The sequence below is a fragment of the Dactylosporangium sp. CA-139114 genome, from assembly GCF_050955725.1.
GTDB lineage: Bacteria > Actinomycetota > Actinomycetes > Mycobacteriales > Micromonosporaceae > Dactylosporangium.
The window spans coordinates 6,576,373-6,593,588 of record NZ_CP192080.1; the positions used below are offsets into that span (position 1 = coordinate 6,576,373).

Genomic DNA, 17,216 nt, shown 5'->3' on the forward strand with positions numbered 1-17,216 from the left:
GTCCTCAGCCCTCGGTCAACAGGCAGACTCGCTGCCAGATGCCGCTCAGGCGATCGCCTGGACGTCGGCGTCCGTCAATGCCCTGGTCCAGACCTTCACCTGGTCGATGCGGCCGGGGAAGTGGTCGGCGTCGCCGCCGTTCCACTTGCCCCGGCCGATCGTGAACGCCCCGCCCGCACTCCACGCCGGACCCGCGGCGGCATCCGCCACGAGCACCCCATCGACGTAGAGCCGCAGCCGGCCGGCGGACGCATCGCGCACCCCCACGAGATGCGTCCACCCGTCGGCCCGCGGCGGGAACGGCGACACCGCCCGGGTCGCCGCGGCGTTCGCGGTGTCGGCGGCGACCATCGCGAACGCCCACGCGTTGTCCGCCGCCGAGTACTGCAGATAGAACCCGCTCGCCTGCGCGCCGTCCTGCCCCGCCACCGTGGCGAAGTTCGACGTCGCCGCGAGCTGGACCCACGCCGAGACGGAGAAGCTCGCCGCGGTGTCCACCAGCCGGGCCGCGGCCGCGAAGCCGGTGCTGCCGTTGAGCACCAGCGCGCTCCCGCTGAAGCCGCCGCCGCCGAGCGCCGCGCCGCCGCTGAGGGTCAGGGACGCGTCGGCGGCGTCGAAGGAGTACGCCGCGACCTGGCTCGTGGCCAGGCCCGCGGCGGCGGCGATCGTGGCGGCCGGCAGCGCGTGGTCGTAGGTGCGCACGTCCTCGACGGTGCCGGCGAAGGCGTCGGCCGCGGCCCCGTTCCACCGGCCCCGGCCGATGACGAGCGGCCCGGAGGCCGGCCAGCCGGAGGCGTACGCCGCCTGACCCTGGAGCACGCCGTTGACGTAGAGCCGCAGCTGCCCGGCCTCGGCGTCGTAGACCCCGGCCAGGTGCGCGGGCGTGTTCGGCGCGGGGGCGGCCGAGGACAGCGCCCGGGTCGAGCCGGTGTTGTCGGCGTCGGCGGCCGTCATGGCGAACGCCCATCGGGAGTCGGCGCCCGAGTACTGCAGGTAGAACCCGCTCACCCGCGAACCGTCCTGGCTGACGGCCGTACGAAACCCGCTGAGATCAGACGGGTTGACCCTGGCCATGACCGTGAACGAGTTGTCGGTGCGCACCACCGGCAGCTCGGACGCGGCCGGCGTGCCCAGCGGCCATGACCCGGTCAGGCCGTTCAGCGTGGGCCGCAACGCCAGCAGGGCGAAGACCCCGCCGATGACCGGCCGCGCGGTGAAGCCGTTCTGGTTGCCGGAGTCGGTGTCGTGCCAGTCGGAGAACGGCACGCGCGACGGGGTCGTGTTCGCGAAGGTGTACGCCTTGCCGATGAGCATGTCCCGGGCCGCGCTCTGCCCGGTGAGGAACGCCGCGGTCCACAGCTCCCAGTCGACCTTCGTGTACGTGTGCCGCGGGTCGAGCGGCACCCCGTAGGCGTGCTGGTTCTGCAGGTACCAGTTCGCCTCCTCGGCCGCGACGGCCGGCGGCACGAGGTTGGTCCCCGCGACCCGGTCGGCGAAGCCGTTGTACTTCAGGCTCCACGTCGAGTCCGCCCCGTCGTACGTCAGCTTCAGGTGACTGCGGGCCCCGTTCTGCGCCATGGACGCCCACTGCGCGATATACTGCCGCGCGGTCGCCGCGTAGGTCGAGGACTGCCCGGCCCGGCGCGCGATGTCGGCCATCGCCCCGATGCCCACGATCCCCTTGAGCGCCAGGTTCACGCTGTGCGCGATGAACCCGGTGAAGTCGTCGGTCTGGTTCTGGTTGCCCGGGTCCGGCAGGTTCGCCACGAGGTAGTCGGCCCAGCTCTTGAGCTTCGCGTAGTGGGCCGTCGCGTACGCGCTCGCCTTGGCCGCGGGCATGCGCCGCAGCAGCGCGGCGACCATGATGAGCATGTTCGCCGACTCCTCGACCGGCATGTCCTCCTCGTCCTGGCCGATGCGGCCGAAGGCGTTGGGGTAGACGCCGAGGTCGTGCGGCGCGAACGGCTTGTCGAAGCCCCGCAGCTCGGTGTAGTCGAACAGCGGGGCCAGCAGCAGCTCCAGCCAGCGCGGGCTGAGCCACAGGTAGGCGGGGAACGCCGGGTACATGACGTCGACGGTGCTGAAGTCGCCGTTGGAGGAGATCTCCTTCAGCATCACCCAGGGCGAGCCGCCGCGGTTGACCACCTCGGTGCCGCCGAACGCCTGGCGCAGCGCGAGCGCGCACAGGGCGGCGTACTGCTCGCCCGCCGGCGAGGTGCCGACGGCCTGCCGCGCCCAGGTGCCCACCTGCGCGTCGAGGGCGGCGCCGACGGCCCGGGCCGTGTCCCGGTCCGCCCGGAACCACGCGAGCATGTCCGGCCAGGTGGCCCACTGGGTGCGCCACCACGGGTCGAGCTGGGTGCCGAGGTAGGACACGGCGGGCGTGCGCACGTGGCCGATGACGAAGACGACCGGGCCGCTGCCGGCCGGCCCGACGGCGCCGAGGGCCCGGTTGAACGCGAACACCGGCCAGCTCGCGTTGATCGCGCGGGGCTGGTTGGTGTCGGCCGTGTTGGGCAGCGCCCCGGCGTTCGCGGCCTGCGCCCGCACCGTGGCGTCGGCGCCGGTCTGCCAGGTCAGCCCGGCGACGTCGTCGGCGGCGAAGACGACGGTGCCCCAGGAGGCCTGGTCGCCGGCCTCGGCCAGGACCGACGGCGCGGACGGCTGGAAGGTGTGCACGCGCTGGGTGCCGGCGGTCTGGGTGGCCCACGAGATCTGCTTGGAGCGGTCGCCGTGGGCCCACTCGCCGGACACGTCGACGTAGAGGCTCACCTGGTGCGTGCCCGAGTCCGCGGAGGTGGCGGTGATGCTCAGGTACGACATCGGCACCGACTGCCGGCGCAGGTTCGCCGGATCGACCGGGGAGAAGAACTCGACCTCGAGCCGGACCGGGCCCGCCGTGATGGTGAACGTCGAGCGGGTCGCGGTGACCACGAGGCCGGTCTGGCTCGCCAGGGGCCAGCCGCCGGAGGGTGCGCCCATGAAGACGTACGGCTGGCCGTCCACGCGCACGATGCCGGTGATCGCGGTGACCGCGCCGGCCCAGAACGTCGGCCAGTTGCCGGGGAGGGTGTCGGCGCGCAGCCAGGTCGACAGGTAGGGCGAGCGCACGGCGAGCGGGGTGGCCGGTGGGCGGATCGGGCTGAAGGTGGTGGCGGCGTAGGCGTCCCCGGTGAGCAGCATCGGGCCGAGCGCCGAGCCGGCGAGCCCGCCCAGGGCGGCCATGCGCAACAGGTCCCGGCGAGTGGGGTGCAATGGCGGGTTCACGTGACGTAGCAAACATTTTCCGATGCAACGTGTCAACGAAACTCATGAATTTTCATCGGTACTTGTTCGAAGTTGTTGACTTCGCGCAACGTCCACGAGACTTCTGCCAATCATTGACAGATGCGAATCCCCTCGCAACCCCGCCGGGCATCGGCCGCCCCCGATCCGTCGCCGAACCCCGGCGGCCCGGCGGACGACGGGTCCGCGCGATGACGGAGCGATTCGAGGGATTTGCGGTGGGTGATGAGGGTCTGACCTGCGCACGTATTGACAAATGTTGACCTAACGCGGATCAGGGACTATGAATGTCCATCGAGAGCGCTCTCCCGTCCTCACCGCCACCGAACGGGAGACACCATGCCCCGATCCCGCAAGGTCGACCGGCTGCTCGCCGGCGCGGGAGCCGCCCTGCTGGGCAGCACCCTCGCCGTCGTGCAGTTCGCGGCCCCCGCCCAGGCCGCCGACCTCAACCTGACCCAATACGTGAATCCGCTGATCGGCACGGACGACTCCAACTCGCCCAACCCGGTCGGTGGCGGCGCGGGCGGTAGCACCTTCCCCGGTGCCACCGTGCCGTTCGGCATGCTCCAGTTCAGCCCGGACACGCCCACCGCGTCGCCGTCCGGCTACCGGGACAAGGACCGCACGATCGAGGAGTTCAGCCTCACGCACTTCAACGGCGCGGGCTGCCCCAACAACGAGGACCTCGGCCTGCTGCCGGTCACCGGCGCGCTCGGCTCCTCCCCCGGCACCAACTGGACCAGCTACTCCTCGGCGTACACGAAGACCAACGAGGTCGCCCAGGCCGGCTACTACAGCAACCGGCTGGACAAGTACTCCACGAACGTCGAGGTCACCTCGACCACCCGCACCGGCGTCATGCGCCTGCAGTTCCCCTCGAACACGCAGTCCCGGCTGCTCGTCAACACCAGCCGGAGCGCCACGGGCAACCGCAGCGGCAGCGTCAACATCTCCGGCAGCACCATGACCGGCAGCACGACGGCCGGCGGCTTCTGCGGCTCCTCGAAGACCTACCCGATCTACTTCTCGATGAAGTTCGACCGGGCCCCGTCGTCGTTCGGCACCTGGAACGGCTCGACGATCAGCAACGGCTCCGCGAGCACCTCCGGCGTCAACACCGGCGGCTTCCTCACGTGGGACACGACGTCCAACGCGAACGTCAACGTCCAGATCGGCGTCTCGTTCGTGAGCGTCGCCAACGCCACGGCGAACCTCAACGCCGAGACCGCGACCTTCGACACCGCGCGGACCAACGCCAACAACGCCTGGAACACCGCGCTCAACCGCATCCAGGCCACCGGCGGCAGCGCCACCGACCTGCAGAAGTTCTACACCGCGCTGTATCACGTGCTGGTCAACCCGAACATCTCCAGCGATGTGAACGGCCAGTACCGTGGCTTCGACAACGCGATCCACACCGCGACGCACAACGTGTACCAGAACTACTCGGGCTGGGACATCTACCGCTCGTGGGCCGCGCTCGTCGCCTTCATCGCGCCCGACGTCACCAGCGACATCATGAAGTCCATGGTCCTCGACGGCCAGCAGGGCGGCCTGCTGCCCAAGTGGTCGCAGCAGACGAACGAGGACTTCGTCATGACCGGCGACCCCGGCCCGATCATCGTCGACAGCGCCTACCAGTTCGGTGCGCGCGACTTCGACACCGCGGCCGCGCTGCAGCTGATGAAGAACGCCATCGCCGGCCAGGGCGCGCAGGGCTCGCCGATCCGCGGGCGTGAGGCGGAGTACGAGTCCAAGAAGTACATCCCGGGCGCCCCGTCGGACTCGATGGAGTACTCGGCGTCGGACTTCGCCGTGGCCCAGTTCGCCAAGGCGCTCGGGGACACCACGACGTACAACTCGGCGATGACCCGCGCCCAGTACTGGCGCAACACGTTCAACACCGAGTCGAGCTTCATCCACCCGCGCAACAGCGACGGCACCTGGCCGTGGCCGCTCAACCCGGCCCAGGAGAGCCCGTTCACCGAGGGCAACGCGGCGCAGTACACCTGGATGGTCCCCTACAACTTCGCCGGGCTCATCAACCTCATGGGTGGCCCGCAGACCGCCAGGCAGCGCCTCGACCATCACTTCACCGAGCTCAACGCCGGCCTGTCGCGCCCGTACTTCTACCTCGGCAACGAGCCGGAGCACGGCGTGCCGTGGGCGTACAACTTCGCGCAGTACCCGGCCGGCGCCTCCTCGGCGGTGCGGCGCGTCATGAACGAGCAGTTCACCACCGGCGCCGGCGGCCTGCCCGGCAACGACGACCTCGGCGCCACCTCGGCGTGGTACGTCTGGTCCGCGATCGGCATGTACCCGGCCACCCCGGGCGCCGACACGCTCGCCATCCACGGCCCGTCGTTCCCGTCGATCCTCATCCAGCGCGCGGCCGGCAACATCCAGATCAACGGCGGCAGCGCGACCTCGCAGTACGTGCAGAGCCTGACCCGCAACGGTTCCGCGGTCGCCAACAACTACCTGCGCTACCCGGACCTGGCCGCGGGCGGCACGCTGCAGTACACGATGGGCACCAGCCCGTCCTCGTGGGGCACCGGCGCGGGCAACGTCCCGCCGTCCTTCACCGACGGCGCCACCCAGCCGGCCACCCCGCCGACCCTGGGCACCAACCTGGCCCAGGGCAAGACCGCCACGGGCTCGGCCACCTGCGCCACCGCCGAGTCGCCCGACAAGGCCGTCGACGGCAGCCTGATGAACAACAGCAAGTTCTGCACCTCCGCGGCGACCAAGTTCCTCCAGGTCGACCTCGGCTCCAACCAGTCCGTCGGCGCGGTCGTGCTCAAGCACGCCGGCCTCGGGGCCGAGAACACCGGCTGGAACACCGGCGCGTTCACCATCTCCACCAGCACGGACGGCACGAACTGGAGCCAGGCCGCCACGGTCTCGGGCAACCGGTCCAGCCGCACCCTGACCCAGTTCACGGCGCGGACCGCCCGCTACGTGAAGGTGGACATCTCCACCCCCGCCAACGACGGCAACGGCGCGGCGCGCATCTACGAGTTCGAGGTCTACGGCGCCGCGACCGGCGGCAACCTCCTGCTCAACAAAGCCGCCACCGCCGACTCCTCCTGCGCCTCGACCGAGGGCCCGGAGAAGGCGGTCAACGGCAGCGTCTCCGGCGGCAACTCCGACAAGTGGTGCTCGCTGGGCACGAACAAGTTCCTCCAGGTCGACATGGGCGCCGCCAACCACCTGAGCTCGATCGTCGTGCGCCACGCGGGCGCCGGCGGCGAGTCGGCGACGTGGGACACCCGCGACTTCGACCTGCAGGTGTCCAGCGACGGCAGCACCTGGACGACGGTGGCCTCGCCCCGTGGCAACACCGCGGACGTGACCACCAGCGCGGTGAACGTGACCGGCCGGTACGTCCGGCTGAACATCATCACCGCGACCCAGACGACCGACACGGCGGCCCGCATCTACGAGATCGAGGCGTACGCGTAACGGTTGTGCGGCGAGGGGGGCGGCCGTCGCGGCCGCCCCCTTTTCGCGGCACTGTCACAGGTTGCCGGCGAGCCATTCCAGCGCGGCGGCGCCCTGGCGCATCGCCGTGATGTGGCCGGTCTCCGGGATGAGGCGCAGCTCGGCGCCCTTGACGTGCTCGGCGAGCCAGGCGCTGTGCGCGGCAGGCACCATGCGGTCGCCGCCGCCGTGGATGAGCAGCACCGGGCGGTCGATCGCCTCCGGCTCGAACCCCCACGGTCCCACGTTGGCGAGATCGTCGTCGATCAGCCCGCCCGGCCCCGTCAGCAGCGCGGCCGGCACGATGTCGTCGAACCAGGCCCAGTCGGTCCGCAGCGCCTCCCAGTCGACGGGCAGGAACCCGATGTCCTCCTCGCCGGTGGCCGCCGCGAGGTGTGCCGCCTTGGCCTCGCGCCCGTCGAGCGCCGCCCGCAGTGACCCGGCGGCCCCGTCGGCCATCCCGTCGAACCAGCGGTCGGTGAACCGCTCGTACGGCGCCAGTCCCGAGATCCCGGCCGCCGCGACCACCCGCTGCGGCAGCAGCGCGGCGCAGGCGAGCGCGTGCGCGGCCCCGCTGGAGTGGCCCATGACCACGAACCGCTCGACCCCGGCCGCCTCGGCGACGGCGGCGACGTCGGCGGCCACGGACCCGATCCCGCGCCCGGGGCTCGGCGTCGAGGCGCCGTAGCCGGGCCGGTTGTGCGACAGCCATCGCAGCCCGAGCCGCTCGGCGGTCTCGAACAGCGGCACGGGCGGCTCGCCGATGTTGGGGGTGCCGTGATGCCAGTAGACGACCGGGCCGTCACCGCCGGAGTCGTACGCGTGCAGCAGGCGACCGTCGGGCAGCTCGACCCCGAATTCCGTGACCACGCCCCGAGCTTAGACGGCTCGCTTTGAGGCGGTTGAAGCAGCGTTTCACGACGTTGCGCTGCTTGTACGCCTGTGCGTCGAAGGCGGGCGGCCCCCGCGGGAGCCCTGGCGGAGATGCGGCCGAGGCCGGTAGCGACATCCCCGGGGCCCTTTCAGCGGTGGCCATGAGCGGGGGGCGTGGGCTGGCCGAGGACCGCTTGCGACTCGTCGACGAGTCCGGTCAGGCGCGCGACCTCGGTGTCGGTCAGTTGTTCGGCAACTTCGGAAGCTGCGATGTTGGACCGCAGGTGGTCGGTGCTGCTCGTGCCGGGGATGACGACCATGGAGGGTGAACGGCGCAGCAACCAGGCCAGGGCGATCTGGGCCGGTGTGGCACCTAGGCGCTCTGCCGGGCCGGTCAGCTCTTGGTGGCCGCTGAGCCGTCCGGCGGCCAGCGGGAAGTAGGGGATGAAGAGGATGCCCTGGGTCTCGCAGTCGGCGAGGACCTGGACGCCGCTGCGGTCAAGCAGGTTGAAGCGGTTCTGCACCGCCGCGATGGGGGTCATCTGCTGGGCACGGGCCAGCACCTGCGGGGACGCGCCGGACAGGCCGATGCGGCGGATCAGCCCCTGGTCTCGCAGCTGGACGAGTGCGCCGAGCGACTCCTCCAGCGGCACATCCTGGTGCGCGCCGGGGGTGTCGCCGACGAGTCGGAGGTAGGTCAGCTCGCTCGCGTCCGTTCCCATGTCGGTAAGGGCCTCGTGAACCTGCCGCCGGACCGTCTCCGGGCGACCGTCGACGACCCAGGACTTGTCCGGGCCGCGCTCTGCGCCGACCTTGTTGCCCACGATCACGCCCTCGGGGATCGGTCCCAGCGCCTGCCCGATCAGCTGGTTTACCGTTCGTGGCCCGTAGGCGTTCGCGGTGTCGAAGAAGGTCACGCCCAGCTCGACAGCCAGGCGCAACACCCGCCGCGCCGCCTCCGGGTCGTCCGGGAATCCCCAGACCTTCGGGCCCGCAAGCTGCATGGCGCCGTATCCCACACGATGCATCGACCTCTCCTGCCGTATCAATGCGACGGTATTTCCCGTATCGCTGGTCGAACCAGTGATACGCCTTATGCCGTAGCATTGCAACGGTGGATGATGCGAAGACCCGCAGTCGCCGGCAGATCCTGGAAGTCGCAGCCGAGCTCTTGGAACGGGAGGGCGCCCAGGCGCTCTCCACCCGCGCCGTCGCAGCGGCGGCAGGCATCCGTGCCGCCTCCTTGTACCAGCTCTTCGGCGACAAGGACGGGCTCCTTTCGGCGCTGGCCATCCACGCCTTCGACCTTTACCTGGCGCAGAAGCACACCTTGTCGCCGAGCGGCGACCCGGTCGACGACATGCGCCGCGGATGGGACATGCATGTCGACTTCGGCCTGCAACACCCCGCCTTCTACCTGCTGATGTACGGCACCGATCGCCCCGGCCGGCGCCCACCTGCCGCGCGGAAGGCTCAGGAACTCCTCATGACGTTCCTCGGCCGCGCCGCCTCCGACGGCCGCCTGCGGGTGCCGCCCGTCCTTGCCGCCCACCTCACGCTGGCAGCGGTAACCGGCACCACGCTCTGCCTGATCGGCACCCCCGAGAGCGAACGCGACCCGGAGGTCTCACCGCGCATGCGGGAAGCACTCATCGACGCCCTGACCACCGAGACGAGCCCAGCCCCGGACTCCACCCTCGCCGCTCGCGCCCTCGCGCTCGATGCCGCCCTCGGCGGGGCGGATCCAGCTACCGTCCCGCTCCGCCCCGTCGAGACCGCACTCCTGCGGGAATGGCTCCAGCATCTCGCCCACTAGGACGACCCGGGCCCCTCGAAGGCCATGTGTCAGACACGGCCTGGTGGCCCGGCCCCGGTGAGGACCGGGCCAGGGCCGGGCCAGGGCCGTTCAGGAGGGTGCCGTTGGCCGTGCTGCCGGACGCCTCCATCGACGTCAGGCGGGGGCCGCCCGGCGGAGGGCGAGCAGGGACCGTGTGCCGGCCGGGGCCACGTCGGCGACCGCCAGGCCCGCCGCGGCCGCGAGGTCGCTCAGGTCGTCCAGGGTGCGCTCGCGGCCGTTGAAGTAGCACAGCATCCGCAGGTCGCCCTCGGTGTCGTAGGCGTCGCCGATGTGGTCGCAGATCAGGACCGTCCCCGTGTCGCCGGCCGCGTCGGCGCAGCGGCGCAGGATGCGCGCGGCGTCCTCGTCCGGCCAGTCGTGCAGGACCCCGGAGAGGACGTAGCCGCCGGCCCCGGGCGGCAGCTCCTCGAAGAAGCTGCCCGGCGCGACGCCGGCCCGGTCGGTCAGGCCCGCCGCGGCGATCGCGTGCTCGGCGCGGGCCACGGCCCCGGGCAGGTCGACGACGGTGCCGCGCAGGCCGGGATGGGCCCGCAGGATCGCGATCAGCAGGCTGCCGTCGCCGCCGCCCACGTCGACCACGTGGCCGAGCAGGGCCCACGGGTAGGCCGCGGCGACCTCGGGCGCGTCCGTCGTGAGCCGCGAGCTCATCAGGCCGTCGAACTGGGCCTGCCGCGCCGGGTCCGCGGCCAGGTCCTCCCAGAACGGGCGGCCGAAGCGGCGCTCGAACACCGCCTCACCGGTGCGCACGGTGTGCAGCATGTCGGCGAAGCACAGGTCGGCGCGGCCGACCGAGCCCTCCAGGTCCAGCCAGGCACGCTGGCCCCGCGGGTGGTCGTCGCGCAGCTGGTCGCCGAGGCCGGTGAGGGCGTAGCCGGACCCGGTGCGCGCCAGAACGCCGGCGGTGACCAGGTGGCCGAGCAGCCGGCCGAGCGCGTCGGGGTCGGCGCCGGCCGCCTCGGCCAACGCGTCGGAGGTGGTCGTGCCGGCGGCGATGTGGTCGGCCAGGCGCAGCGTCGCCGCGACCCGGATCGCCATCGGGGTGGCCAGGTCGGCCGCCGCCCAGAGGTCGCGCTCCTCACTCATGCCCCGAGCCTGTCGGGGCGGGCACCGCGATGTCAACGACCCTGGTACTCCTTCGCGGCCGCCTCCGGGTCGCCCGGCCGGCCTCGGTCACCAGGTTGAGGGGGCCGTCGGCGCCACAAGCGCGCCGGCCCCCTCAACCGCACTCGCACCTGCTAACATTCGGGCCGGTTCGTTCGCAGCGCCGTGCACGGCGCACGATCTGAGGAGGTGAGTCCGATTTTCGTTCACAGTCGGGTGCTCACCACCACGCGGCGGAGCCGGTAGCTCCACCGTCGCCGGTCCTCGGGCACCCGCATCCCGGATGCCTTGAAAGGGACCACGACGTGTCGCAATCTCACGAATCCCACAATCTCGCCCTGGTGCTCGGCGCCGGTGGGGGCGCCGGCCAGGCCTGGGTGATCGGCGTAGTCGCCGGCCTCGCCGAAGCCGGCGTCGATCTGACCGACTCCGCCGATCTGGTGATCGGCACCTCCTCCGGCGCCACCGCGGCGGCGTGGGTGCGCAGCGGTATTCCGGCGGCCGACCTGTTCGCCTCGATACTCGCCGAGCCGGCCGGACAGCGCCCCGCCGAACCACACCGGGAACGGCCCGCATCGCAGCCGCCGACCGCGGTGTTCGAGCGGATGCGGGCCATCAACGCCGCCGCCACCTCGGCCGCCGACCTGCAACGGGCGATGGGCGCGTTCGGGCTGGAGGGCGACGGCGTCCTCGACCCCGCGCTGGGCGTCCAGCGGCGCGCCCAGGTCGCCGCCCGGCTGCCCCACCCCGAGTGGCCGGACCGGCCGATGGTCCTGGTGGCCCTCGACGCGCACACCGGCGAGCTGGTCACGTTCGACCGCGACTGCGGCGTCGAGCTCGCCGACGCGGTCACCGCGGCCACCGCGCTGCCCGGTCTGGTCCCCACGCCGAACATCAACGGAAGGCGCTACATCAACGGCGGCGTGCGCTCCGCCGACAACGCCGACCTCGCCGCGGGCTATGCGAACGTCGTGGTACTCGCGCCCTTCAGCGTCCGCAACACACCCCTGGCGGACGGCCAGTTCGAGGGCCTGCGCCGGTTCCCGGGCACGGAGCTGAACGACCAGGTCGAGCAACTCCGCGGGCAGGGTAGCCACGTCGAGGTGATCGCACCGGACGCGGACTCCCGAGCCGCGATGGGCGTCAACCAGATGGATCCGGCGACCCGGATCCCCTCCGCCCGCGCGGGCTTCGCCCAGGGCCGGCGCGAGGCGGCCCGCCTGACGTTGCGCTAGTCCTGAGACGCGATTCGGGGCCGCGGGTGTGCACCCGCGGCCCCTGGAGACGCCGGTCCGCGCCGCCACCGTGGTGGTCCTGGTGAGAGTGTCGCCCGCGACGGCGGTGGTGTCGGCGAGAATGTCACCGCAGCAACCTGGCCAGGGTGGGGAGATCCCGATGACCGCGACCTACACCTTCGACGTCTTCGCCAGCCTCGACGGCTTCGGCACCACGAGCGGCGGCTGGGGCGGCTACTGGGGCAAGCAGGGCCCGGAGCTGCTCGAACACCGCCTCGGCCTCTACCGCGAGGAGCAGCACATGGTCTTCGGCGCGCAGACGTACCGGGTGTTCGCGCAGCTGCTGGCCGAGAGCACCGAGGACGCCGACGTCCGCGACCCGTGGGTCACCCGGATGCGCAACCTGCCGGCGACGGTGATCTCCTCGACCCTGCGGGGCCCGCTGGACTGGCCGGACGCGACGGTCGCGCGCGGCGACGGCGTCGACGTCGTCCGGTGGCTCAAGCAGGAGTCGGAGGTGCCGCTGCGCTCGCACGGCAGCCTGTCGCTGAACCGCGCGCTGATGGCCGCCGGGCTGGTCGACTTCGTCCAGGTGACCGTGTTCCCGGTGATCACCGGCCGGACCGGGACCGAGCCGATCTTCGCGGGCGCGGCCGACTTCGACCTCGACCTGGTCGAGAGCCGGACCCTCGACGGCCGCACCCAGCAGCTCACCTACCGGCCCACCCTGCACTGAACCTCGGTCGGCGAGGGCCCCGGCCGAGAGGTTGACGACGGTTCCGGTGATGACGGCGGCGCGGTCCGAGGCCCGCAACGCCGCCGTCTCGGCCACCTCGGCGAGCGTCGGCAGGCGCTTCAGCAGCGTCCCCGGGGCCAGGCCCTGCTCCCGGAACCAGGGTGAACAGCATCAGCGACCCGACCGTCCGTGTCCCCCGCCCCGGCTATTCGGTCACGGCCCGCGGTTGTCTAGGGTGATCCGATGGATTCGTCTTCCGTCGAGCCGTTGTCCGTCGGGCTGCAGATCGGGCTGCGGGTGCCGGTCATCCTGGTGGGGCTCGCCGGCGTGCTCGTCGCGCTGCTCATGATCCGTCGGCTGGGTGTGCTGAGCGGGCTGCTCGGGGCGGCCGGGAGCCTCGTGATCGCGGCCGACCAGGCGTCGAACATCGTGTGGATTCTCCATCTGCGGTCGCTGACGTCGGGCGGGGATCTCGACATCGACACCTTCAATACGGCCAACAACGCGTACACGATTGTCGACGTCGTGCTCATCACGATCGGGGTGGCGTTGGTGGTGGCTTCCTTCGCCGTGCGCCGGCCGGGTGGGGACGCCTCGGCCGGGCTCGGTGCGGGGGCGGCTCCCGCTCCCTATTTCGGTCCTTCCGCTCCGCCCGCGCCATTCGGGTTTCCCTCGGCGCATCCTGGACCGTCTGCGGCGCATCCCGCGCCGTCTTCTGCGCCGCCCGCGCCTTCCGGGCCTCCCTCGGCGCATCCCGCACCGCCCGCGGCGCACCCCGCGCCGTCTTCTGCGCCGCCCGCGCCTTCCGGGCCTCCCTCGGCGCATCCCGCACCGCCCGCGGCGCACCCCGCGCCGTCTTCTGCGCCGCCCGCGCCTTCCGGGCCTCCCTCGGCGCATCCCGCACCGCCCGCGGCGCACCCCGCGCCGTCTTCTGCGCCGCCCGCGCCTTCCGGGCCTCCCTCGGCGCATCCCGCACCGCCCGCGGCGCACCCCGCGCCGTCTTCTGCGCCGCCCGCGCCGCCAGCGGCGCCTCCCGCGCCACCCTCGCCTCCCGCGTCATAAAGGCCGCAAATCGGGCGGCGGGAAACTGTCGTACCCTCGCCCTAGACTTCCGGCAGCGGCTCGGGAAGGGAGTGGGATGACGGCCGACACGGACACCTGGCAGCGCCCCATCCCGGACGCCCGCCGCCTGCGCATCGACATCGCCGTCGGCGTGATCGTGGCCGCGATGGCCATGCTGAACCTGACCCTCACCCGCAGCACCGGCTCCTACTACGGCCACCCACCGGCCCTGCCCGAGCAGATCGTCTGGGTCCTGCTGTGCACCCTGCCGCTGTGCTGGCGCCGCCGCTGGCCCGACGCCGTGGCGCTGGTCATCTCCATAGCCTTCATCTGCGGCCGGACCCGATACGCCCCCGAGCAGCAGCTCACCACCGGCGCCCTGTTCTCGGCCGTCTACACCCTGGGCGCCTGGGGCCGCGACCATCGCCGCTCGACGTGGCTGCGCTGCGGCATCATCGCCGGGATGTTCATCTGGCTGGGCATCTCCTACCTGATCGCCCTGCCCCACCTGTCCGCGGCCGAGTTCGTGAAGGCCGACGGCCCGGTGTCACCGATCCTGGCCGCCCTCATCAACGGCGTGCTCGTCAACGTCCTCTACTTCGGCTTCGCCTTCTACTTCGGCGAGATCGCCTGGACCGCCGAGCGCCGCCGCCAACTGGTCGAGGCCCAGGCCGCCGAGCTCGTGGCCGCCCACGAGGAGGAGGCCGCCCGCACGGTGCTGCACGAGCGCCTGCGCATCGCCCGCGAGCTGCACGACGTCGTGGCCCACCACGTGTCGGTCATGGGCGTGCAGGCCTCGGCCGCCCGCCGCGTCTTCGACCGCGACCCGGCGAAGGCGAAGCAGGCCCTGGCCGCGGTCGAGCAGAGCGCCCGCACCGCGGTGGACGAGCTCCATCGCATGCTGGGCCTCCTACGCCACGCCGACCCAGCACCTCCCACCGCCCCGCCGCCCACGCCAACCACCACACCCGGCGCGCTTTCCGCCACGCCCCACTTGCCCGAACCCGCTGCCGGCTCAGGCTCATCCGCGCCCGGCTCGACCCCGGCATCGGGTGGCTCGACGGCGGCCACCGGCGGTTCGAACGCGGACGTCTCGGGCACCGCGCCGGTCTCGATCCCCACGCAAGCCTCGGCCCCGGCCATCTCTCCCCCGGGCGGCGCCCCGGACTCCTCCCCCGCGACCGCCCCGGCCGCCGTCGGCCTCCACCGCCTGCCGGAGCTCCTCGACTCGGTCCGCCACGCCGGCCTGGAGACCTCGCTGGGCGTCTTCGGCAACGAGACGGACCTGCCGGAGTCGCTGTCCCTGACCGGCTACCGAATCGTCCAGGAAGCGGCGACCAACACCCTGAAGCACGCGGAGGCGACGAAACTCGACGTCCGCGTCCGCTTCCACGCCGACGAGCTCGAGCTCGACATCGCCGACAACGGCCGCGGCCCGACCCGCCGGACAACGGGCGGCCTGGGCCTGATCGGCATGCGCGAGCGCGTGGCCGCCCACGAGGGCACCCTGGAGACCGGCCCCCGCACGGGCAGCCCCGGCTTCCGCGTGCGCGCCCGCTTCCCCCTCCACCGCCCCGCCCCGGCCACCACCACGCCCGGCTGACCGCCCGCGCCCAGCCGCCCTGCCCCAGCCACCAGCGCGCCCGCCTGACCGCCCGCACCCGGCCGCCACCGCACCCGCCTGACCGCCCGCACCCGGCCGCCACCGCACCCGCCTGACCGCCCGCACCCGGCCGTGCCCGCCGACCGCTCGCGCCCAGCTGCCCCCGCCGCGGGACCATCGAGACCGAACCGTTCACGGGCGAGGTCGGCGACGCCGTCGACCGCACCCCGGCGATCGGGGGCGAGCGTGGTCCGGTCGGCGAAGGCGCTGGCAGACCCGTGCCGCCTGGCCGGTGGGTGGTGCTGCCCGGTCAGTTGACGGCCGGGACCTGCCGCCGGACGGCGATGTCGGCCAGCCGGGACAGCATCTCGGCACTGCGCGGGCCGAGCAGCGACGCTTGGACCCGGCGCGGGAGATACCGGCCGATCCCCTCGGTGAGGTCGTATGCCAGGGTCACCCGGGTGCCGGCCTCGACCGGTTCGAGGTCCAGCCGCACCGTCGCCGCGCCGAGCGGCCACGCCCGCGCGTGCAGCTCGAGCATCTGGCCCGGGATCACCGCCCGCACCGAGGTCACGTCCGTGATGTGCAGCGGCCACGGCCCTACCTGGTGCTGCAGGCGGGTCCCGGGCGCGGGCCAGGCCGCGTCGACGTCGCGGATGTGGGACGCGCCGACCACCCAGCTGGCGTACGTCCAGCCGTCGGCCAGGACCGCGAAGATTCGATCGGGTGAGGTACGGACGAGCTTGCGTCGCTTGGCCACTGCCGTCTCCCTTCGGCGCTGGGATCCGCAGCCTTCCCGATCCCGGCCGGATTAAAGCCGGTCTCCCCGCGCAAGGTCTCCGCGGCGCGTGAAGCCGCACCCGACGCGGTGGCGAGTCCAGCACGCCGGTGCACTGGGCCGGAGATAGCCACCGGCCGGCGGTCGAGCGCCGCGGTCGCCACCACCCGGGTCCGGCCCGAGTGTCGACGGTGGACGGGCGCACCCGTCGGTACGCCGAGCTCCACGTGCCGGGTCGGCTCGTTCGTCCACCGGAGCGCCAGGCGGGGGCAGCGCCCGCCGCACGGACCCGGATCTACCGGAGGTTCTTCAGGTTGCGCATGCCTTCGACCGCGACCTGCTTGCTCGTGGCCACCTCACGCCAGGTGTGGGTGCGCACCGCCATCACCGGCAGGTCGAGCGGGAAGAACTCGAAGACGCACAGGTCGTCGTAGCCGACCTCGCGCAGCGCGGCAAAGCAGTCCTCCCACGGCACCTGCCCGGTGCCCGGCACCCCGCGGTTGTTCTCGACCGCGTGGAAGTGCATCAGGCGGGGGCCGGCGAGACGGATCGCGGCGGCGGGGTCCGGCTCCTCGATGTTCATGTGGAAGGTGTCCAGCTGAATGCCGACGTTGGGCAGCCCGACCTCGTCGACGAGGGTGACCGCGTCCGCCGCCGTGTTGAGGAAGTACCCCGAGTACCGGCTGACCGGCTCGACGGTGAGGACGATGCCGCGCTCGCCCGCGTACTCGCCGGCCTGCCGCAGCGCCGCGACCGACCGGTCCCACTCCTGGTTGGTGCGCCCGCGCCCGACGAAGTTGCCGTTGGCCGAGTGCAGGCCGCCGCAGATCTTGCGGGCGCCGATCCGGGCGGCGATGTCGACGCAGCCCTTGAGGTGCCGCAGCCCGCGGGCGCGGATCTCGGGGTCGTCGCTCACGGTCGAGTTGTGCGCCTGCAGCGCCGTGCCGAGGACGACCTCGAGGCCGGCCCGCTCGGCGGCGCCGCGCACTCCGTCGACGGGGAACGTGTCCGGGTCGGCGACGTGCAGTTCCAGGGCGTCGAGGCCCCATTCGCGGCCGCGATCGAAGATCCACAGCGCGTCGTCGTCGAGATCGTGGACCAGCATCTGGCTGTGGGCGCCGAATCGCACGGCATCTTCTCCTTGTCGGGAACCGAGGTACGTGACGGGGGCTGACCGGTGTGGTCGGGCAGTCAGGGCA

Annotated in this window: 12 protein-coding genes; 6 read left to right on the forward strand and 6 right to left on the reverse strand. The window is 72.4% G+C overall.

What is annotated here, in order from left to right; translation table 11 throughout:
- Positions 1–45: 45 nt before the first annotated feature.
- A complete protein-coding gene (locus ACQP2P_RS29175; RefSeq protein WP_433606106.1) occupies positions 46–3,267 on the reverse strand; it encodes a glutaminase domain-containing protein in 3,222 nt (1,073 codons plus the stop codon).
- A gap of 357 nt (positions 3,268–3,624) precedes the next feature.
- On the opposite strand from ACQP2P_RS29175, the gene ACQP2P_RS29180 reads away from it, so the two are divergent.
- Complete coding sequence (locus ACQP2P_RS29180) at positions 3,625–6,753, forward strand: GH92 family glycosyl hydrolase (RefSeq protein WP_433606108.1); 3,129 nt, start codon at positions 3,625–3,627, stop codon at positions 6,751–6,753.
- 54 nt (positions 6,754–6,807) lie between these two features.
- Here ACQP2P_RS29180 and ACQP2P_RS29185 read toward each other — a convergent pair whose 3' ends face one another.
- A complete protein-coding gene (locus tag ACQP2P_RS29185; RefSeq protein ID WP_433606110.1) occupies positions 6,808–7,641 on the reverse strand; it encodes an alpha/beta fold hydrolase in 834 nt (277 codons plus the stop codon).
- A gap of 152 nt (positions 7,642–7,793) precedes the next feature.
- Positions 7,794–8,672 carry an aldo/keto reductase gene (locus ACQP2P_RS29190; RefSeq protein ID WP_433606112.1) on the reverse strand — a complete coding sequence of 293 codons (879 nt, stop codon included), beginning with the start codon at positions 8,670–8,672 and terminating at the stop codon, positions 7,794–7,796.
- A gap of 86 nt (positions 8,673–8,758) precedes the next feature.
- Here ACQP2P_RS29190 and ACQP2P_RS29195 point away from each other — a divergent pair, with 86 nt between their 5' ends.
- Positions 8,759–9,460: a TetR/AcrR family transcriptional regulator gene (locus tag ACQP2P_RS29195; protein ID WP_433606114.1), complete on the forward strand. Its 702-nt coding sequence runs from the start codon at positions 8,759–8,761 to the stop codon at positions 9,458–9,460.
- A gap of 135 nt (positions 9,461–9,595) precedes the next feature.
- Here ACQP2P_RS29195 and ACQP2P_RS29200 read toward each other — a convergent pair whose 3' ends face one another.
- Positions 9,596–10,585 (reverse strand): methyltransferase, encoded by a 990-nt coding sequence (locus ACQP2P_RS29200; RefSeq protein WP_433606116.1) that lies wholly within the window; start codon positions 10,583–10,585, stop codon positions 9,596–9,598.
- Positions 10,586–10,908: 323 nt separating this feature from the next.
- Here ACQP2P_RS29200 and ACQP2P_RS29205 point away from each other — a divergent pair, with 323 nt between their 5' ends.
- The 4 genes from ACQP2P_RS29205 to ACQP2P_RS29220 all read left to right on the forward strand — a co-directional run bounded on the left by ACQP2P_RS29205 (position 10,909) and on the right by ACQP2P_RS29220 (position 15,239).
- Positions 10,909–11,838 (forward strand): patatin-like phospholipase family protein, encoded by a 930-nt coding sequence (locus ACQP2P_RS29205; RefSeq protein WP_433606118.1) that lies wholly within the window; start codon positions 10,909–10,911, stop codon positions 11,836–11,838.
- Between the two features lie 160 nt (positions 11,839–11,998).
- Complete coding sequence (locus ACQP2P_RS29210) at positions 11,999–12,574, forward strand: dihydrofolate reductase family protein (protein WP_433606120.1); 576 nt, start codon at positions 11,999–12,001, stop codon at positions 12,572–12,574.
- A gap of 243 nt (positions 12,575–12,817) precedes the next feature.
- The gene (locus ACQP2P_RS29215; RefSeq protein ID WP_433606122.1) at positions 12,818–13,636 is read left to right on the forward strand and encodes a hypothetical protein; all 819 of its coding nucleotides are present in this window, start codon (positions 12,818–12,820) and stop codon (positions 13,634–13,636) included.
- 76 nt (positions 13,637–13,712) lie between these two features.
- The gene (locus ACQP2P_RS29220) at positions 13,713–15,239 is read left to right on the forward strand and encodes a histidine kinase (RefSeq protein ID WP_433606124.1); all 1,527 of its coding nucleotides are present in this window, start codon (positions 13,713–13,715) and stop codon (positions 15,237–15,239) included.
- Between the two features lie 310 nt (positions 15,240–15,549).
- Here the strand turns inward: ACQP2P_RS29220 and ACQP2P_RS29225 are convergent, their stop codons facing one another.
- Both ACQP2P_RS29225 and ACQP2P_RS29230 read right to left on the reverse strand, forming a co-directional pair.
- Positions 15,550–15,999, reverse strand: a complete 450-nt coding sequence (locus ACQP2P_RS29225; RefSeq protein WP_433606126.1) for an SRPBCC family protein — start codon at positions 15,997–15,999, stop codon at positions 15,550–15,552.
- Between the two features lie 313 nt (positions 16,000–16,312).
- Positions 16,313–17,146 carry a sugar phosphate isomerase/epimerase family protein gene (locus ACQP2P_RS29230; RefSeq protein ID WP_433606128.1) on the reverse strand — a complete coding sequence of 278 codons (834 nt, stop codon included), beginning with the start codon at positions 17,144–17,146 and terminating at the stop codon, positions 16,313–16,315.
- Between the last annotated feature and the right edge of the window lie 70 nt (positions 17,147–17,216).